Origin of the sequence: Pseudomonas sp. QL9, assembly GCF_041409665.1 — a bacterium.
Taxonomy (GTDB): Bacteria; Pseudomonadota; Gammaproteobacteria; order Pseudomonadales; family Pseudomonadaceae; genus Pseudomonas; species Pseudomonas knackmussii.
Genome location: NZ_CP166971.1, coordinates 2270610 through 2289847 on the forward strand (window position 1 = coordinate 2270610; position 19238 = coordinate 2289847).

Sequence of the window (19238 nt, forward strand, 5' to 3'; positions counted from 1 at the left end):
ACACAGTAGAGAACCTCTCTATGAAGTACTCCTCGATGCTCATGCTGTCTCTTGCGCTGGTCGGTGGTACCGCCTTCGCGGACGGCGACACCCGTGCAGGCGTCGGTGGCGCGCTGGGCGGGGTACTGGGCTCCGTCGTCGGCCAGGCCATGGGTGGTAGCACCGGTGCTGCCATCGGTGCTGGTGTCGGCGGCGCAGCCGGTGGCGCCGTTGGCGCCCATCGCGGCAACAAGACTGAAGCTGCCATCGGCGGCGGCCTGGGCGCGGCGGGCGGCCAGGTGATCGGCAACAAGGTCGGCGGCTCCACCGGCGGCCTGATCGGCTCGGCCCTGGGCGGCGGCGCCGGCGGTGCGCTGGGCAACCACTACGCCGACAGCAACCGCGATGACGACGACTATTACGATGGCCGTCGCCGCTACCGTCACGCTCGCTACGACGACGACGACTGGCACGACAACGGTCGCCACCGTGGCTGGTACAAGCATCACCATCGCCGCCACCGCGACTGGGATTGATCCAGCTCAGGCAGGATTAATTCTCCAGCACCGAACAGCCGGGCACCCTTGCCCGGCTGTTTCATGTCCGGAACAATCGTTCTACCTCCCCTCCTAGCAAGGTTTGAACATGCGCAAGACTCTCTCGGTACTGACTCTCAGCCTGCTGGCCAGCGTTGCAATGGCCGATGACAACACCAACGCCGCAGTCGGCGGCGGCCTGGGCGGCGCCCTCGGCAACGTGGTTGGCGGAGCCCTGGGCGGCAGCACCGGCGCGGCCATCGGCGCTGGCGTCGGCGGTGCGGCCGGCGGCGCCATGAGCGCGAAGGACGGCAAGAAGACCGAGGCAGCCATCGGTGGCGGCCTGGGCGCGGCCGGCGGCTCGGTGATCGGCAACAAGGTCGGCGGCTCCACCGGCGCGGCCATCGGTGCCGGCCTGGGCGGTGCGGCAGGCGGCGCGCTGGGCAACTCGATGGCCGATGACAACGATCACGACCATTCGGGCGGCCACAAGCACAAACACAAGCACAAGAACAAACATCGCGACTGATCCCTCAGGCGCCATGTGAAGAAGCCCGCCAATCGGCGGGCTTCTTCGTTTCAGCACGGGATCGTCAGGCTTCTTCGGGCAGCTGGAAGGCATCGGGCTTGATGGAAATCATGCCCTCGCGGCGCTCGAACCACTTGTTCAGGCCCTCGATCTGCGCCGGCTTCAGGTACAGGTGGGTGCGCAGGTAATGACGCAGGCCACGGATGAAGCCACTGTCTTCCTCGCCAAGGAAACGCTCGATCCAGAAGTGACAGGCATACAGCGCCTGCAGGTTGGCGTAGCCGTACTCCGGCCGGTCGCGCTCGACCTTGGCCATCAGGTTCTGCAGATAGGTCTGGTCATTCTCCGACAGCCCACGCGCCCGGTAGCGCTCGTAGACCTCCTGCAGCCTGCCGAAGCACATGCCCTTGTAGGCGGCGAGCTTCTCGGCGCGCAGCAGCAGGTAGCTGATCGCACGCTGGCGCTGCACCTCTTCGTCGGACACGCGCGGCGCACGCCGTTCGGCCGGCGCCTTGCGCTTCGTCCCCGGCGTGGGTGCGGCCTTGCCGCTGTCGGGCTCGAAGCTGGCGAGGGTGAGATCAGGGACTTTCTCGCCGGCGTTGCGCGCGTGCTTCTTCGCGCACACCGGGCCGGCGAAAACCTCCTTGCCCGCGTCGTCGACCAGCACCCGGCCGATCCCGGTGGTCAGGCGGTTCGGGCAGAAGGCGCACGCCTGGTCATCGGTGAAGTCGATGCGCAGCAGGCGGTAGGACGGCTGCGCCTCCATCAGGGCTGCTCGATCAGCAACGCCTGCATGGCTTCGCGCAGCGGCGGCGGAATCGCCACCGGGCGATTGCTCGCGCGCTCGACGAAGACATGCACGAAGCGCCCGGCGGCGCAGGCCAGCTCTTCGCCGGCGCGGAACACCGCCAGCTCGTACTGCACCGAACTGTTGCCCAGCTTGCCGACCCGCAGGCCCACCTCGATGCGCTCGGGGAAAGCCACCGGGGCGAAGTAGTCGCAGCTGGAACTGACCACGAAACCGACCACCTCGCCATCGTGGATATCCAGCCCGCCGCTCTCGATCAGGTAGGTGTTCACCGCGGTGTCGAAGAAGCCGTAGTAGGTCACGTTGTTCACGTGGCCATAGACGTCGTTGTCGTGCCAGCGCGTGGTGATCGGCTGGAAGTGCCGGTAATCGCTGCGGCTGGGATGTTCCTGGCTCATCGGCTTCCTCAGTAGGCGGCGCGGTAGATGGCGAGGGCGTCGGCCTCGCTCACTTCGCGCGGGTTGTTGACCAGCAGGCGCTGCTGGAGCATGGCGTCGCGCGCCAGCGTCGGCAAGCAATCTTCCGGCACCCCGGCGTCGCGCAGGCGCGACGGCAGGCCGCTGCGCGGACTCAGCTCGGCCAGCTCGGCGATGAATTGCTCGGTGAGATCGCTGCCGGCACGCAAACGCGAACCCAGCAGCAGCGGCGCCAGCTCGGCATATAGCGGCGCTGCCACTGGCGCGTTGAAGCGGATCACCTCCGGCAGCACCAGCGCGTTGCTCAAGCCGTGGGGGATATGGAAGTGCCCGCCCAGCGGATAGGCCAGCGCATGCACGGCGGCGACCGGCGCGTTGGCGAACGCCTGGCCGGCCAGGCAGGCGCCCAGCAGCATGGCCTGGCGTGCCTCGCGGTTGGCGCCGTTGCGTACTACCTCGTCGAGGTTTGCGGCGAGCAGGCGCAGCGCCTCGCGGGCCAGCAGGTCGGACAGCGGGTTCTTCTTCAGCTTGCTGGTGTACGCCTCGATGGCGTGGACCATGGCGTCGATGCCGGTAGCGGCGGTCACCGCCGGCGGCAGGCCGAGGGTCAGGTCGGCGTCGAGCAGCGCCAGGTCGGGCAGCAGGTAGGGGCTGACCACGCCGGTCTTGGTGGTTTCGCCGGTGGTGACGATGGCGATGGGGGTGACTTCCGAGCCGGTGCCGGCAGTGGTCGGCACCTGGATCAGCGGCAACCGTGGGCCACGCGCATTGCCCACGCCGAACACCTCGCCAAGGCCCTGGATCGCCTGCGGATGGGCCAGCAGCGCGACCAGCTTGGCGACATCCATGGAGCTGCCGCCGCCAAAGCCGACCACCAACTGCGCACCCATCGAGCGTGCTTGCGCCACGGCTTGCAGGACCACGCTTTCAGGCGGATCGGCAAGCACCTGGTCGAAGACTTCGATGGCCACGCCGGCACTGGCGAAGCCCGGCAGCACACCGTCGAGCAGGCCCAAGCGGGCGATCCCCGGATCGCTGACCAGCATCACGCGACTGGCGCCGCGCTCGCGGCAGAGCTCGCCCAGGCGGACGGCGGAACCACTTTCGCAGAGGATCTGCGCGGTGGTGGCGAAACTGAAAGGCTGCATGACGGTCCCCGATCTTGTCGTTGTACTGCGGAAAGTCCGTAGGCCGCTGCGCGGCGGCCAGCCCGGGGAGCATAGCAATGCGATGCGCAATGACGAAACCCTGTACCGCCAGGCGAAACGATTATTCACTGGGGGAATGAAATGCCTGCTCGAAAGCACAGGTCATCGGGGCTCGCGCTAACGAAGAGCAGGCCAGCGCACAATCGGCCGCAGAAACGAAAAGGCCGGCATTGCGCCGGCCTTTTTACACAGGGAGCAGGTCAGACGGCGACCGGCGCCTTGATATGCGGGTGGGACTCGTAGCCGATCAGCTCGAAGTCCTCGAAGCGGAAGTCGAACAGGTCCTTCACTTGCGGGTTGAGCTTCATGGTCGGCAGCGGCAGCGGCTGGCGGGTCAGCTGCAGGTCGGTCTGCTCGATGTGGTTGGCGTACAGGTGGCAGTCGCCGCCGGTCCAGATGAATTCGCCCGGCTGCAGGCCGGCCACTTGCGCGACCATCAGGGTCAGCAGCGCATAGCTGGCGATGTTGAAGGGCACGCCGAGGAAGATGTCGGCCGAACGCTGGTACAGCTGGCAGCTGAGCTTGCCGTCGGCGACGTAGAACTGGAACAGCGCGTGGCACGGCGGCAGGGCCATCTCGTCGATCAGCGCCGGGTTCCAGGCGGAGACGATCAGCCGGCGCGAGTCCGGGTTGTTCTTCAGCATCGTCATCAGGTTGGCGATCTGGTCGATGTGGCGGCCATCCGGCGCCGGCCAGGAGCGCCACTGGTAGCCATAGACCGGGCCGAGGTCGCCGTTCTCGTCGGCCCACTCGTCCCAGATGGAGACGCCGTTTTCCTTCAGGTAGGCGATGTTGGTCGACCCTTTGAGGAACCACAGCAGCTCGTGAATGATCGATTTGAGGTGGCACTTCTTGGTGGTCACCAGCGGGAAGCCTTCGCTCAGGTCGAAGCGCATCTGGTGGCCGAACACGCTGTAGGTGCCGGTGCCGGTACGGTCGCTCTTGAAGGTGCCGTGCTCGCGCACGTGGCGCATGAGGTCGAGGTACTGTTTCATCGAAAACCCAATCGGTGGGAGTCTGCGGCGCCCGCTTGGAAGGGCCGGCGGCGAGTGGATCCGCCCTGCAGAATCTGGACAAACGGCAATACTAAGGGTCGCGGCCCGGCATCGCCAGCCCGGCCGACGGAGCGGACGGCAGCCTCCTTCGAAGACCGACTGAAACCTTTCAGTTTCCGCTCTTGCAGTAATACTCCGAAGATATCTTCCGAAATAAGCCACAAAAAACTCAGAACCAAGCGGCAGCATTCATATAGAAACAAAGCCGCGCCTGATCACCGTTCGCCTGTTGAAAGAGAGGTCTGCATGTTCGACGAGAACCCGACGGCGCCCATGCCCGCGTTCCCGCTCTCGCGCCGCCGCCTGCTGGCGGTCGCCTGCACAGCCGCCGCCGCGGGCAGCCTGCTGCTCGGTCCGGCGGCCCCGGCCTGGGCCGCGTTGACGCCCCTGCATGACGCCGAACTGGCCACCTTCATGAACATCTCGCGGCACCTGACCGGTCGCGCCAACCTCGACCCGCGTATCGGCCAGCGCCTGTTCGACGCCCTTTCGCAGCGCGACACCGCGCTCAAGCAGGGCCTCGACGAACTGCAGGCGCACCTGGGCGTTGCCCCCCAGGGCTGGAGCGAGCGCCAGCAATGGCTGGCCCGGCAGATCCTCGGCGGCTGGTACCTGGGCGTGATCGGCGAGGATGACGACGCCACCCTGGTTACTTACGAGAACGCCCTGATGTTCAAGGCCGTGGACGACGTCCTGGTGCCGCGCAGCTACTGCGCGAACAAGCCCGGCTACTGGGCCGCGCAACCGGTCGAGCGGGAGGCCTGAGCATGGCCGACACGCAACGCGCCGACTACGTGGTGGTCGGTTCCGGCGTCGCCGGCGCCCTGGTCGCGCACCAGCTGGCCCTGGCCGGCAAGGACGTGCTGATCCTCGAGGCCGGCCCGCGCCTGTCGCGCTGGGAGATCGTCGAGCGCTTCCGCAACCAGCCGGACAAGTCCGACAACCAGGCGCCCTACCCATCCACCGCCCAGGCGCCGCACCCGCAATACCACCCGGACAACCACTACCTGATCCAGAAGGGCGAGCACCCGTACGACGTGCAGTACATCCGCGCGGTCGGTGGCACCACCTGGCACTGGGCCGCGTCGGCCTGGCGCTTCCTGCCCAACGACCTGAAGCTGAAGACGCTCTACGGCGTCGGCCGCGACTGGCCCATCGAGTACAGCGAGCTCGAACCCTGGTATCAGCGCGCCGAAGAGGAACTGGGTGTCTGGGGCCCCGGCGACGAGGAGCTCGGCTCGCCGCGCAGCCAGCCCTATCCGATGCCGCCGTTGCCGCTGTCGTGGAACGAGCAGCGCATCAAGACCCTGCTCAACGCCAACGGCTACCGCGTGGTCACCGAGCCGGTGGCGCGCAACAGCCGCCCCTACGACAACCGGCCGACCTGCTGCGGCAACAACAACTGCATGCCGATCTGCCCGATCGGCGCCATGTACAACGGCATCGTCCACGTCGAGAAGGCCGAGGCAGCCGGCGCCCGGCTGATCGAGAACGCCGTGGTGTTCAAGCTGGAGAAGGGCGACGACGGCAAGATAGTCGCGGCGCTGTACAAGGACCCGCAGGGCAACGAGACGCGCGTCGAGGGCGACACCTTCATCCTCGCCGCCAACGGCATCGAGACGCCCAAGCTGATGCTCATCTCCGAGGTCGGCAACAGCTCGGACATGGTCGGCCGCAACCTCATGGACCACCCCGGCACCGCCGTGCAGTTCTATGCCAGCGAGAAGCTCTGGCCGGGCCGCGGGCCGCAGGAGATGACTTCGATGGTCGGCTTCCGCGATGGCGCCTTCCGCAGCGAATACGCCTCGAAGAAGATCCACCTGTCCAACCTCTCGCGTACCGACGAGGTGGCCGCCGAACTGATCCGCAAGGGCCCGCTGCTGCTCGGCCGTGAACTGGACGCGCAGATCCGCGACCGCGCGGCGCGCTTCGTCCGCTTCGACAGCTTCCACGAAATCCTCCCGCACCCGGAGAACCGCATCGTGCCCAGCGCCAGCGAGCGCGACGCCCTGGGCATTCCCAAGCCGGAATTCACCTACGCGATGGACGATTACGTGCGCAAAAGCGCGGTGCATACCCGCGAGGTCTATACCCATGCGGCCAAGCTGCTCGGCGGCAGCGAGGTGAAGTTCATCGACGACTTCGCCAACAACAACCACATCACCGGCACCACCCTGATGGGCGACGACCCGAAGGACTCGGTGGTGGACAAGGACTGCCGCAGCCACGACCACCCCAACCTGTTCGTCGCCAGCAGCGCGGTGATGCCCACCGTCGGCTCGGTGAACTGCACCCTGACCATCGCCGCGCTCGCCCTGCGCCTGGCCGAGCACCTGAAGCAGGAGGCCAGCGCATGAAGCGTTACGCCTTCCTCGCCCTGCTCGCCGCGCCCTTGTTCGCCCATGCTGCCAGTGCCTCGGACACTGCGCCGGCGGAGCTGCTCAAGCGCGGCGAGTACCTGGCCCGCGCCGGCGACTGCGCCGCCTGCCACACCGCACCGGACGGCAAGCCCTTCGCCGGCGGTCTGCCGCTGGCCACGCCGCTGGGCAACGTCTATTCGAGCAACATCACCCCCGACCCGAAGACCGGCATCGGCAGCTACAGCTACGAGGACTTCGCCCGCGCCCTGCGCGAAGGCGTGGCCAAGGGCGGCATGCACCTCTACCCGGCGATGCCCTACACCGCCTACGCGCGGATCACCGACGACGACATGAAGGCGCTGTACGCCTACTTCCTCGAAGGCGGCGTGCAGGCGGTGGCCGAGCCCAATCGCGACAGCGAGATCGCCTGGCCGCTGGACATGCGCTGGCCGCTGGCGATCTGGAATGCACTGTTCCACGAGGACCACGTCTACCGGCCGAACCCCGGCCAGAGCGACACCTGGAACCGCGGCGCCTACCTGGTCCAGGGCCTGGCGCACTGCGGCACCTGCCACACGCCGCGCGGCCTGGCCTTCCAGGAAAAGGCGCTGGACGAGAAGGGCCGCGACTTCCTCGCCGGCGCGACCCTGGGCGGCTGGTACGCCTTCAACATCACCCCCGACACCCACAGCGGCATCGGCGGCTGGAGCGACGCCGAACTGGTGCAGTACCTCAAGACCGGCCGCGTACCGGGCAAGGCCCAGGCCGCCGGCCCCATGGCCGAGGCGGTGCAGCACAGCTTCCAGTACCTGAGCGATGCCGACCTGCACGCCATGGCCACCTACCTGCGCAGCGTCAAGGCGGTCAACGACGACGAACGCAAGCCACGCTTCGCCTGGGGCGAGCCGGCCGACGCGGTGGTCGAGCTGCGCGGCCAGGCGTTCGACCCACAGACCCACGACGACGGCGCCCGCCTGTTCCTCGGCAACTGCGCCAGCTGCCACACCTGGAGCGGCAGCGGCACGCCCGACGGCTACTACCCGATGCTCATCCACAACAGCACGGTCGGTGCCCTGCAGCCGGACAACCTGGTGCAGGTGGTGCTGGGCGGCGTGCAGCGCAAGGTCGGCGATGACGACGTGTTCATGCCCGGCTTCGCCGGCAGCCTCGACGATGAGCAGATCGCGACACTGGTGAACTACGTCACGCGGCAGTTCGGCAATCCCGCGGTCAAGGTCGACAGTGCGCGCGTAGCGGCGATCCGCCAGCCCTGAGGGATGCCGGGGCGGCGCCCGCCGCCCCACCCATTGAGCGGGTTTGACAACCCCCTGGCAGTCACTGAAGCTTCCGCCACCCTGATTCAAGCCTGCCAGAACAACGGATGTGTGCATGCCGAAGTCCGACAAGAACAAAGCCAGCCGTTCCACCGCAAAACCTTCGCCAGCACCTTCCAACCCACTGGCGCGGCGCCTGATCGCCGCCGCCATCGGCGTGCTGCTGATCGCCAGCGCGGGCCTCTGGTGGAAGATGGAGCACAGTGAACCGCAGCGCCTTTCGCCCACCACCGCGCCGGCCGTGAAACCCGCTGCGCCCACTCCCGTTCCCACGGTCGCCGCTACGCCGCCGGCCAGCTTCGTCGACGAGCAACAGTGCCAGGGCTGCCACCAGGCGCAGGTCAAGGACTGGCAGGGTTCTCATCACCAGAAGGCGATGCAGACCGCCAGCGAGTCCAACGTCCTCGGTGACTTCGCCGACGTGAAGTTCAAGGGCGAGACCGAGACCACCCGCTTCTTCCGCAAGGGCGAGGAATACTGGGTCAACACCCCCGGCAACGACGGCAAGCCGGCCGACTTCAAGGTCGCCTACACCTTCGGCGTCGCCCCGCTGCAGCAATACCTGCTGGAGTACCCCGGCGGCCGCCTGCAAGCGCTTGGCGTCGCCTGGGATACGCACAAACACCGCTGGTTCCAGCTCAACCCCGGCGAGCGCATCGACTACAAGGACGAGCTGCACTGGACGCGTCCGGCGCAGAACGCCAACTTCATGTGCATCGAGTGCCACACCACCGACTTCAAGCGCAATTTCGATGCGCAGCAGGACAGCTTCGCCAGCCACTGGCAGAGCCTCGGCGTCGGCTGCCAGGCCTGCCACGGCCCGGCCTCCAAGCACCTTGAGTGGGCAGCCAAGCCTGACAAGAGCGCCTCCAAGGGCTTCGACAAACCGCTCAACGCCAGCACCGCCGCCAGCGACCTGGTGGAAACCTGCGCACGCTGCCACGCCCGCCGCGCGCCGCTGGGCGACGGCTTCCAGCACAACCGCCGCTTCATGGACGACTACCTGCCGAGCCTGCTGACCCGCGAGCTGTACCAGATCGACGGGAAGATCAAGGAAGAGGTCTTCGAGTGGGGCTCCTTCACCCAGAGCAAGATGTTCGCCAAGGGCGTGAAGTGCACCGACTGCCACAACCCGCACAGCGGCGAGGTGAAGATCGCTGGCAATGGCGTCTGCCTGCAATGCCACAACGTCGCCGGCAAGCCAGTGCGCGAAGGCATCGACGGCGCCGGCCTGCAGGCGAAGAACTACGACTCGCCCGAACACCATCACCACAAACCCGGCACCCCGGGCGCGCAGTGCACCGCCTGCCACATGCCGGGCAAGTACTACATGGTCAACCACTACCGGCACGACCACAGCTTCAGCATCCCCAACCCCGAGCACGCGCAGAAGATCGGCGCCCCCGATGCCTGCCTGGGCTGTCACCGCGATAGCGCCTCGGCGAAGATCGCCCAGCAGTTCGAGCTCTGGTACGGCGGCGCGACGACCAAGAAGCCGGCGCCTTCGAGCAACCCAGCGCCGCGCTACGACGATGGCCTCTGGCGCGCCCGCGAAGGCCAGCCGGGCGCCGCTCGTGGCCTGCACCTGTTGCTGGCGACACCGGACCTGCCGGCGATCCGCCGCGCCACCCTGCTCGCCGAACTGCCGGCCTACCCCAGCGCGCGCTCGGCAGCCCTGGCCAGCCAGGCGCTGGGCAATCCCGATCCACTGGTGCGCAACGCCGGCATCGAAGCGCTGGCCGCCCTGTCGCCGCCGCAGAGCCTGCCGATCATGCTGACGCCGCTGCTGGACGACCCGGTGCGCGCGGTGCGCATGACCGCCGTCTGGCAATTGCTGCAACTTCCGCCTGAGCTGCGCGCGAACCTGGGCGCTGCGTTCGACAAGGGTGTGAAGGAATACGAGGAAGCCCAGCTGAGCCTGGCCGAGCGCGCCGAGTCCAACCTCAACCGCGCCATGCTCTATCAGCTGCTGGGCCGCGACGCCGACGTGGAGCCGGCGCTGCGCGCGGCGATCAAGCGTGATCCGAACTTCCTGCCGGCGATTGTCAGCCTCTACCAGTGGCTGGAGGCCGGGCAGCGCAAGGACGAAGCCCGCCAGCTGCTCGACGCGGCACTCAAGCAGCACCCGCGCTCGGGCCTGCTGCACCACGCCCTCGGCCTCTCGCTGGTCCGCGCGGGCCAGCGCGACGCAGCGCTCAAGGAGCTGCGCGAAGCGGCGCGGCTGAGCCCGGACGATGCACAGTTCGGCTACATCCTGGCCATCGGCCTGCACGACAGCGGCCAGCCCGACGCGGCCTGCCATGAGCTGGAGCAACTGCTGCTGCGCAACCCGCAGAACCGCTCCGCGCGCCTCGCACTAATCGGCTACCTGCGCGAAATGGGCCAGCTGGAGAAGGTGCAGATGCAGCTTGCCGAGCTGGAGCAGCAGAACCCCGACGACCCGGCGCTGAAGGGCGAATGAATCGGCTTCCGGGCCGTCGGCGCGATCCGCCGAACGGCCCGGAACTCGCCGGCCGCCGAACACTCTGAGGGGCGCGAACGCACAAACCCCTCGGAGTCTCCATGCGCATTTCCATGGCGGTATTCGCCACCGCCCTCTTCACCCTGCCCGCCACTGCCGCCTTCGCCGACGACGACGGCTTGCGCAGCCTGATCTCGACCGGCGCCACCACCGCCTCCAGCTACCTGACCAGCAACGGCGACCACAAGCTGGTCGGCCCGCTGGCCGACGACGCCGGCAGCTTCGTCGCCAGCGAAGGCGCCATCCGCGGCCCCTACCTCGAAGCCCAGCTGCAGCAGCTGCGCAGCGAGCATCCGGAACTGCAGCAACGCAGCGACATGGAGCTGGCCAGCGCGATCCTGGCCGACCAGGAGTGAAGCGTAGGATCGGTTGAGGTACGAAACCCATGCTGTCGTCGCCCGGTTCGGCACCGCGCTTGATCGAGGCCGGTTGCAGCATGGGTTTCTCGTCCCACGTGGCGGTTTGGCGTAGGCGTCACCCCGGTAGGAGCGGATCTTATCCGCGAAAGTCCCCGCACCAATTCCAGCCTGTAGGAGCGCGCCATGCGCGCGATTCGCGGACAAGGTCCGCTCCTACAAAGGGGCCCGGCGCGACCGTCCGGAAGTTTTGCCGAACCCTCGGGAAGCCTGCGCTTTCCAAAAGTCATGCGGACTTACCAGGAGTACATCCGATGCGCATGACCAAACTGACCGCCACTTGCACCCTCCTCTGCCTGCTGCCCCTCGGCTCGGCCATGGCCGACGATTTCTGGCGCGACATCATCTCGTCCGGCGCGACCACCGCGTCGACCTACCTGACCTTCAAGAAGAGCGACAAGAAGCTACTGGTGGCTGCGCGCGAAGACGCCGGCAGCTACGTGGCCAGCGACGGCGCCATTCGCGGGCCCTATCTGGAGGCGGCGCTGCAGCGCCTGCGCCAGGACCATCCGCAGTTGCAGCAACGCAGCGACATGGAGCTGGCCAACGCGATCCTGGCCGAGCCGGACGAACCATCGCGCTGACCCACAACCTGTAGGAGCGGACCTTGTCCGCGATGCGCGGGCAAAGCCCGTGCCTTGGCCTTCGCGGATAAGATCCGCTTGTATGGCGTTAGGGTAGGAACCTGTCGGGGTGTGGAGGGACAAGATCCGCTTCTGCAAGCCAGACGGTAGGAGACTTCCCCCACCCACCCGCTCACGACAAGCGCCGATAAGGAATCCATCGGATTGAGTAGCCGCTCAAACCGACAATACCGGCAAGCCTGCGCCAATGTGAGCTCCCGACAGGTTGGACCATCTTCACTGTCGGAGAACCCCATGACAAGCCAAGTTCCGGTTATCGGTATCGATGTCGCCAAGGAGTCGCTGAGCCTCTGCGATACACGCTCGGGCGAAGTATTCGAACTGGCCAATGACGTCCGCACAATCAAGGCCTGGCTGAAAACCCTTCCGCCCTGCTGCGCCATCGCGATCGAAGCGACCAGCACCTATCACATGGATGTTGCGACCCTGGCGCATGCGCGGGGACATCGGATCTACGTCATCAATGGCTTTCGCCTGAGCAACTACCGCAAGGGGATTGGTGGGCGAAACAAGGATGATCGCAGCGATGCCCTGCTGCTGGCTCGTTACCTGACCCACGAACAAGCGCAACTGGAGCCTTGGCAGCCGCCGAGCAAGGCCTACTGCCGCCTGCAGACACTGCTGCATCGGCGTGCTGCACTGGTCCGTAGCGCCATCTCATTGCGCCAGAGCTTTTCCCAGGATCGCTCCCTGGCCAAGGCGCTGAAGCCTGTTCTCAAGCAAATGGCCACACTGGAGTCACGCCTGGAGAAAGAGATTCAACAGGCGCTGCGAGAGGCTGGCCTAATGGAGCAAAGCAAGCGCTGCCAGGCCATCGAAGGGATCGGACCGCTGACGGCAGCGGCCCTGAACCTGGCATTTCTGCGGGGACGTTTTCGCAATAGCGATGCCTTCATCGCCTTTATCGGATTGGATGTGCGGCTCAAGGAGTCCGGCCGCTATAGCGGCCGTCGAAAGCTGACCAAGCAAGGGGACCCTGAAATCCGTCGGCTGCTCCACAACGCGGCCATGGCGGCAGCGCGCACGCAGCGCTGGCAGGCCCTTTACCAAAGCTACCTGGCGCGCGGCCTGAAGAAGATCGAGGCCCTGACTATCCTCGCCCGCAAATTGGCCCGAATTGCCTTTGCCCTGATGCAATCCCAGACCAGTTACCAGCCTCCAAAGCAGGAGCCGTCATTGACATAGAATCTCCTACGCCGGTCACTCGCGGTAATCGTCCAGCGGCACGCAGGCGCAGAACAGGTTGCGGTCGCCGTAGACGTTGTCCACCCGGTTCACCGCCGGCCAGTACTTGAACAGGCGGGTGTGCTCGGTGGGCGTCACCGCCTGGGCCAATGTATAGGGGCGCTCCCAGGTTCCGGTCACGTCCGCGAGCGTGTGCGGTGCGCGTTTCAGCGGGTTGTCCTCGGCCGGCCATTCGCCGTTTTCCACTTTGCCGATCTCCGCGCGGATGCTCAGCATCGCCTCGATGAAGCGGTCCAGCTCGTGCTTCGACTCGCTCTCGGTCGGCTCGACCATCAACGTGCCGGGCACCGGGAAGGACATGGTCGGGGCATGGAAGCCGTAGTCCATAAGGCGCTTGGCCACGTCTTCCTCGCTGATCCCGGTCTGCGCCTTGAGCGGGCGCAGATCGAGGATGCATTCGTGGGCCACGCGGTCGTTGCGGCCCCGGTAGAGCACCGGGAAGGCACCCTCCAGGCGGCTCGCCAGGTAGTTGGCGTTGAGGATCGCGACCTCGGTGGCGTCGGCCAGCTGCGGCCCCATCATGGCGATGTACATCCAGCTGATCGGCAGGATGCTCGCGCTGCCCCAGGGCGCCGCGCTGACCGCGTCGTTCAGCGGGTTCGGCCCCTCGATGCGGATCACCGGGTGGTTGGCGACGAAGGGCGCGAGGTGCTTCTTCACGCCGATCGGGCCCATGCCCGGCCCGCCGCCGCCGTGGGGGATGCAGAAGGTCTTGTGCAGGTTCATGTGCGAGACGTCGGCGCCGATGTCCGCCGGGCGCGCCAGGCCGACCTGGGCGTTGAGGTTGGCGCCGTCCATGTAGACCTGCCCGCCGTGGCTGTGGATAACCTCGCAGATCTCGCGGATGCCCTCTTCGTACACGCCGTGGGTCGAGGGGTAGGTGATCATCAGGCAGGACAGCTGGGCGCCGGCTTCGGCGGCCTTGCGCTTGAGGTCGTCGAGGTCGACGTTGCCCTCCTTGTCGCACTCGACGATCACCACGCGCATGCTCGCCATGATTGCCGAGGCCGGGTTGGTGCCGTGCGCCGAAGAGGGGATCAGGCAGATGTTGCGGTGCCCCTCGCCGTGGCTCTCGTGGAACTTGCGGATCGCCAGCAGCCCGGCGTACTCGCCCTGGGCACCGGAGTTGGGCTGCATGCAGATGGCGTCGAAGCCGGTGATCGCACGCAGCCAGGACTCCAGCTCGTCGATCAGCAGGCGATAGCCCTCGGCCTGCTCGCGCGGCACGAAGGGATGCAGGTTGGCGAACTCCGGCCAGGTGATGGGGATCATCTCGCTGGTGGCATTGAGCTTCATGGTGCAGGAGCCCAGCGGGATCATCGCCTGGTTCAGCGCCAGGTCCTTGCCCTCGAGCTGGCGCAGGTAGCGCAGCATCTCGGTCTCGCTGTGGTGGCGGTTGAACACCGGGTGCCCCAGGTAGCCCGAACGGCGCTGCAGCGCGGCGGGAATGCCCTCGGCGACGGCGCCGGCATCCAGCGCTGCCACGTCCAGGCCGTGCCCGGCGCCGAGGAGGATGTCGAACAGGTCGGCGACAGTAGTCGCGTCGCAGGTTTCGTCCAGGCTCAGCCCCAGGCGCTGTTCGCCGACGACACGCAGGTTGTAGCGGGCCGCGCGGGCGCGCTCGAGGATCGCCGCCTGTTGCGCGCCAACCTCCAGGGTCAGTGTGTCGAAGAAGTGCGCGTTGACCCGCTTGAGGCCCTTGGCCTGCAGGCCGGCCGCGAGGATCGCGGTGAGCCGGTGCACGCGCTGGGCGATGCGCTTGAGGCCCTGCGGACCGTGGTAGACGGCATACAGGCTGGCGATGTTGGCCAGCAGCACCTGCGAGGTGCAGACGTTGGAGTTGGCCTTCTCGCGGCGGATGTGCTGCTCGCGGGTCTGCAGCGCCATGCGCAGCGCAGTGTTGCCGGGAGCGTCCTTGGACACCCCGATGATCCGCCCCGGCATGGCGCGCTTGAACTCGTCACGGGTGGCGAAGAAAGCCGCGTGCGGGCCGCCATAGCCCATGGGCACGCCGAACCGCTGGGCGCTGCCGAGCACCACGTCGGCACCTAGCTCGCCAGGCGGCGTGAGCAGCAGCAGGCTGAGCAGGTCGGAAGCGACGCAGGCGATGGCCTGCCGGGCGTGCAGGGCATCTATCTGCGGGCGCAGGTCGCGGACTTCGCCGCGGCTGTCCGGATACTGCAGCAGCGCGCCGAACACTTCGTGCTGGGCGAGCTTGTCCAGCTCATCCACCACCAGGTCGAAGCCGAACGCCTCGGCACGGGTACGCACCACGGAAATGGTCTGCGGATGGCAGTTGGCGTCGACGAAGAACAGGTTGCTCTTCGCCTTGGCCACGCGCTTGGCCAGGGCCATGGCCTCGGCGGCGGCGGTGGCCTCGTCGAGCAGCGAGGCGCTGGCGAGGTCCAGGCCGGTGAGGTCGATGGTCAGCTGCTGGAAGTTCAGCAGCGCCTCCAGGCGGCCCTGGGCGATCTCCGGCTGATAGGGCGTGTAGGCGGTGTACCAGCCGGGGTTCTCCAGCACGTTGCGCAGGATCACCGTGGGCGTGAGCGTGCCGTAGTAGCCGGTGCCGATCAGGCTGGTCCATAGCTGGTTCTGCTCGGCATAGCCGCGCAGCTTGGCCAGTGCGCCGCGTTCGTCGAGCGCAGCGGGGAGCTCCAGCGGGCGGTTCAGGCGGATCGCCGGCGGCACCGTCTGCACCACCAGCTCGTCGAGGCTGGCGACGCCCAGGGCATCGAGCATCGCCTGCTGTTCGGCGGCATCGGGGCCGAGGTGGCGGCTGAGGAAGGCATCGGGCTGCTGCAGCTGGGACAGCGAAGGGCTTTGCGACATGACCTGGACCTCGAACGGGAAAGCGCGACGGTCAGGACAGGATAGGCCAGCCCAAACGACAAGGCCCCGCCGAAGCGGGGCCTTGTGGACGAATCGCCGATCAGGCGTCCGCTTCGCTAGCGGCTGCGTAGCCGGCAGCGTCGAGCAGCTTGTCCAGCTCGGCCGGGTTGCTCGGCTTGAGCTTGAAGAACCAGGAGCCGTAGGGATCGTTGTTGACGTTTTCCGGGGTGTCGGCCAGCGCTTCGTTGATGGCGATGACTTCGCCGCCCACCGGGGCGTAGATGTCCGAGGCGGCCTTCACCGACTCCACCACACCGGCTTCCTGGCCGGCGGCCAGCTGCTTGCCAAGCTCCGGCAGTTCGACGAAGACCACGTCGCCCAGGGCTTCCTGGGCGTGGTCGGAGATGCCCACGGTGACGCTACCGTCGGCTTCCAGGCGCGCCCACTCGTGGCTGGCGGCATAACGCAGTTCGGCGGGAATGTTGCTCATGTTTTTTTCCTCGGGGACTGGGCAGCGGCGACCACCGGTCGCCTATGCAATTTAGATCAGGGCTTTGCCATGACGCACGAAATTCGGCTGAACGACGCGCACCGGGTACCACTTGCCACGGATTTCCACCTCGGCGCGGTCGCCGGTGGCCGCCGGCAGGCGCGCCAGGGCGATGGACTTGCCGAGCGTCGGGGAGAAGCTGCCGCTGGTGATCTCGCCGTCGCCGATGCCGGCGACCCGCACCACCTGGTGGGCGCGCAGCACGCCGCGCTCCTCCAGCACCAGGCCGACCAGCTTGGGCTGGTTGCCGGCGGCTCGCAGGGCTTCCAGCGCGCGGCGGCCGTAGAAGTCGCGGGACTGCGGCTCCCAGGCGATGGTCCAGCCCATGTTGGCCGACAGCGGCGAGACGCTCTCGTCCATGTCCTGGCCATACAGGTTCATGCCGGCTTCCAGGCGCAGCGTGTCGCGCGCACCGAGGCCGGCCGGGGCGATGCCGGCGCCGACCAGCTCGTTGAGGAAGCCTGGCGCTTCATCGGCCGGCAGCATGATTTCCAGGCCGTCTTCGCCGGTGTAACCGGTGCGGGCGATGAACCAGTCGCCGTCGGCCTTGCCCTGGAAGGGCTTGAGTTCGTGGATCAGGGTGGCGCGCGACGGGCTCACCAGGGCGGCGGTCTTGTCCCGCGCGCTGGGGCCCTGGACGGCCAGCATGGCCAGGTCCGAGCGCTCGTGCAGGGTCACCTCGAAACCTTCGGCGCGGGCCTGCAGCCAGGCCATGTCCTTGTCGCGGGTGGCGGCGTTGACCACCAGGCGATAGCCGAACACGCCCAGGTAGACAATGAGGTCGTCGACCACCCCACCCTGCTCGTTGAGCATGCCGCTGTACAGCGCCTTGCCGGGCGTCTGCAGGCGCTCGACGTCGTTGGCCAGCAGGTGCTGCAGGTATTCCTTGGCTTCTGGGCCGGAGACGTCCACCACGGTCATGTGGGAAACGTCGAATACGCCGCAGTCGCGACGTACCTGGTGGTGCTCTTCGACCTGCGATCCATAATGCAGGGGCATGTCCCAGCCGCCGAAATCGACGATCTTGGCGCCTAGGGCGACATGCAGCTCGTAGAGCGGGGTGCGCTGTCCCATGGGTTGTCTCCTTCCGGGAATGGCGAATGCGGAGCGCGTGGGCGGCCCGCACGAAACGGGCGCATTGTAGCCGCTAGGCGGGGTGCTGGACACCGTGCCCGATGGCCGACTGAGGCGACGTTGCGGCCATCGCCGATCGACGAATCAGCAAGGCGACCGGCAGCAGACCGACCAGCACCAGGCTCACGGCCGGCAGCGCGGCGCGCGCCCACTCGCCCTCGCTGGTCATCTCGAAGACGCGCACCGCCAGGGTGTCCCAGCCGAAGGGGCGCATCAGCAGGGTGGCTGGCATCTCCTTTAGCGTATCGACGAATACCAGCAGCGCTGCGCTGAGCAAGCCCGGGGCCAGCAGCGGCAACTGGACGCGCAGGAACATCTCGAATCCACCGACACCGAGACTGCGAGAAGCCTCGACCAGCGACGGCCGAATCCGCGCAAGAGTGCTTTCCAGCGGCCCCTGGGCCACGGCCAGGAAGCGGATCAGATAGGCCAGCAGCAATGCACCGAGGCTACCCAGCAGCAGCGGCTTGCCGGCGCCGCCAAGCGCTTGCGAAAGCGGGATCACCCAGTGATTGTCCAGCCAGCTGAAGGCCAGCATGATCGCCACTGCCAGGACCGAGCCAGGCAAGGCGTAGCCGAGGTTGGCGATACCCACCGCCGCGCGCACCGCCGGCGCCGGTGCCTGGCGCCGGGCGAAGGCCAGCAGCAATCCGGCACCCACGGTCAGCACCGCCGCCGCGGCACCCAAGCCGAGGCTGTGCAGTACGAGTTCGCGGTAGCGCTCGTCGAAGTCGAAGCGACCGCGCTGCCAACACCACACCAGCAACTGCATCAGCGGAACGACGAACGCACAGGCGAACACCAGCCCGCACCAGGCGCTGGCAGCGAACGCCCTGATCCCGCGCAGGTGATAAAGCGGCGCGCTCCGTGGCCGTTCGCTTGCCGTCACCGCGCGCCCCCGCGTACGGCGCTCCGCGAACAGCACGAGGAACACTCCGAGTAGCAACAGGCTCGCCAGCTGCGCGGCGCTCGACAGGCTGTAGAAGCCGTACCAGGTCTTGTAGATCGCCGTGGTGAAGGTGTCGTAGTTGAACACTGCCACGGCACCGAAATCGGCCATGGTTTCCATGATCGCCAGGGCCAGCCCGGCGCCAATGGCAGGTCGTGCCATCGGCAGGGCCACGCGCCAGAACGCTTGCCACGGCGACAGCCCGAGCACCCGCGCGGCTTCGCTGAGCCCACGCCCTTGAGCAAGGAAGGCGCCACGCGCCAGCAGGTAGACGTACGGATAGAAGACCAGCGTGAGGACCAGGATCACTCCGCCCGTGGAGCGCACCCGCGGGAGCCGCAGGCCACTGCCGAAGACTTCACGCAGCAGGCTCTGCAGCGGGCCGGCGAAGTCCAGCAAACCGATGAAGACGAACGCCAACACATAGGCAGGGATGGCGAACGGCAGCATCAGCGCCCAGTCCAGCCAGCGTCTTCCGGGAAACTCGCAGAGCGCGGTGAGCCAGGCCAGGCTGGTGCCCAGGACGACGACGCCGATGCCGACGCCCAGCACCAGCAGCAGGCTGTTGCCGAGCAGGCGCGGCAGCTGGGTGTCCCACAGGTGCGCCCAGATCTCGCCGTCGATGTCGCTCCAGCTCAGCGCCAATACGCTGAGCGGCAGGAGGACAAGGGCGGCGAGGGCGAAGGAGACGAGGCGCCAGCGAAGGAGCATGGCTATGCCGT

Annotated in this window: 17 protein-coding genes; 9 read left to right on the forward strand and 8 right to left on the reverse strand. The window is 67.2% G+C overall.

Going from position 1 to position 19238, the window contains the following annotated elements; translation table 11 throughout:
• Nucleotides 1-20: 20 nt before the first annotated feature.
• Nucleotides 21-515 carry a hypothetical protein gene (locus tag ACA097_RS10815; RefSeq protein ID WP_371370103.1) on the forward strand — a complete coding sequence of 165 codons (495 nt, stop codon included), beginning with the start codon at nucleotides 21-23 and terminating at the stop codon, nucleotides 513-515.
• 109 nt (nucleotides 516-624) lie between these two features.
• Nucleotides 625-1044 carry a glycine zipper domain-containing protein gene (locus ACA097_RS10820; protein WP_043248532.1) on the forward strand — a complete coding sequence of 140 codons (420 nt, stop codon included), beginning with the start codon at nucleotides 625-627 and terminating at the stop codon, nucleotides 1042-1044.
• Nucleotides 1045-1108: 64 nt separating this feature from the next.
• Here ACA097_RS10820 and ACA097_RS10825 read toward each other — a convergent pair whose 3' ends face one another.
• The 4 genes from ACA097_RS10825 to ACA097_RS10840 all read right to left on the reverse strand — a co-directional run bounded on the left by ACA097_RS10825 (nucleotide 1109) and on the right by ACA097_RS10840 (nucleotide 4471).
• Nucleotides 1109-1810, reverse strand: coding sequence for a hypothetical protein (locus ACA097_RS10825; protein ID WP_371370104.1), 702 nt, complete (start codon nucleotides 1808-1810; stop codon nucleotides 1109-1111).
• Nucleotides 1810-2250, reverse strand: a complete 441-nt coding sequence (locus ACA097_RS10830; RefSeq protein WP_043248528.1) for a thioesterase family protein — start codon at nucleotides 2248-2250, stop codon at nucleotides 1810-1812. The genes ACA097_RS10825 and ACA097_RS10830 overlap by 1 nt, the downstream gene beginning before the upstream one ends.
• Nucleotides 2251-2258: 8 nt before the next feature.
• The gene (locus ACA097_RS10835) at nucleotides 2259-3416 is read right to left on the reverse strand and encodes an iron-containing alcohol dehydrogenase (protein ID WP_371370105.1); all 1158 of its coding nucleotides are present in this window, start codon (nucleotides 3414-3416) and stop codon (nucleotides 2259-2261) included.
• A 260-nt stretch (nucleotides 3417-3676) separates the two neighbouring features.
• Complete coding sequence (locus ACA097_RS10840; RefSeq protein WP_371370106.1) at nucleotides 3677-4471, reverse strand: thymidylate synthase; 795 nt, start codon at nucleotides 4469-4471, stop codon at nucleotides 3677-3679.
• Between the two features lie 306 nt (nucleotides 4472-4777).
• On the opposite strand from ACA097_RS10840, the gene ACA097_RS10845 reads away from it, so the two are divergent.
• The 7 genes from ACA097_RS10845 to ACA097_RS10875 all read left to right on the forward strand — a co-directional run bounded on the left by ACA097_RS10845 (nucleotide 4778) and on the right by ACA097_RS10875 (nucleotide 12991).
• Complete coding sequence (locus ACA097_RS10845) at nucleotides 4778-5296, forward strand: sugar dehydrogenase complex small subunit (protein ID WP_371370107.1); 519 nt, start codon at nucleotides 4778-4780, stop codon at nucleotides 5294-5296.
• Nucleotides 5297-5298: 2 nt separating this feature from the next.
• Complete coding sequence (locus tag ACA097_RS10850) at nucleotides 5299-6888, forward strand: GMC family oxidoreductase (RefSeq protein WP_371370108.1); 1590 nt, start codon at nucleotides 5299-5301, stop codon at nucleotides 6886-6888.
• Nucleotides 6885-8165 carry a cytochrome c gene (locus ACA097_RS10855; RefSeq protein ID WP_371370109.1) on the forward strand — a complete coding sequence of 427 codons (1281 nt, stop codon included), beginning with the start codon at nucleotides 6885-6887 and terminating at the stop codon, nucleotides 8163-8165. Before ACA097_RS10850 ends, ACA097_RS10855 begins: the two co-directional genes overlap by 4 nt.
• A 115-nt stretch (nucleotides 8166-8280) precedes the next feature.
• A complete protein-coding gene (locus tag ACA097_RS10860; RefSeq protein ID WP_371370110.1) occupies nucleotides 8281-10686 on the forward strand; it encodes a tetratricopeptide repeat protein in 2406 nt (801 codons plus the stop codon).
• 101 nt (nucleotides 10687-10787) lie between these two features.
• Nucleotides 10788-11102, forward strand: a complete 315-nt coding sequence (locus ACA097_RS10865; protein WP_371370111.1) for a DUF2388 domain-containing protein — start codon at nucleotides 10788-10790, stop codon at nucleotides 11100-11102.
• 314 nt (nucleotides 11103-11416) lie between these two features.
• Entirely contained in the window at nucleotides 11417-11746 is a 330-nt protein-coding gene (locus ACA097_RS10870) for a DUF2388 domain-containing protein (protein WP_371370112.1), read from the forward strand.
• Between the two features lie 294 nt (nucleotides 11747-12040).
• Nucleotides 12041-12991, forward strand: coding sequence for an IS110 family transposase (locus ACA097_RS10875; RefSeq protein ID WP_043248478.1), 951 nt, complete (start codon nucleotides 12041-12043; stop codon nucleotides 12989-12991).
• 15 nt (nucleotides 12992-13006) lie between these two features.
• Here ACA097_RS10875 and gcvP read toward each other — a convergent pair whose 3' ends face one another.
• From gcvP to ACA097_RS10895, 4 genes are all read right to left on the reverse strand, one after another.
• Nucleotides 13007-15883 (reverse strand): aminomethyl-transferring glycine dehydrogenase, encoded by a 2877-nt coding sequence (gcvP, locus tag ACA097_RS10880; protein ID WP_371370113.1) that lies wholly within the window; start codon nucleotides 15881-15883, stop codon nucleotides 13007-13009.
• A gap of 100 nt (nucleotides 15884-15983) precedes the next feature.
• Complete coding sequence (gene gcvH, locus ACA097_RS10885; protein ID WP_043248510.1) at nucleotides 15984-16373, reverse strand: glycine cleavage system protein GcvH; 390 nt, start codon at nucleotides 16371-16373, stop codon at nucleotides 15984-15986.
• A 51-nt stretch (nucleotides 16374-16424) separates the two neighbouring features.
• The gene (gene gcvT, locus ACA097_RS10890; RefSeq protein ID WP_043248508.1) at nucleotides 16425-17507 is read right to left on the reverse strand and encodes a glycine cleavage system aminomethyltransferase GcvT; all 1083 of its coding nucleotides are present in this window, start codon (nucleotides 17505-17507) and stop codon (nucleotides 16425-16427) included.
• 73 nt (nucleotides 17508-17580) lie between these two features.
• On the reverse strand, nucleotides 17581-19227 hold the full coding sequence (locus tag ACA097_RS10895) for an ABC transporter permease (RefSeq protein WP_371370114.1): 1647 nt from the start codon (nucleotides 19225-19227) through the stop codon (nucleotides 17581-17583).
• Nucleotides 19228-19238 lie beyond the last annotated feature (11 nt).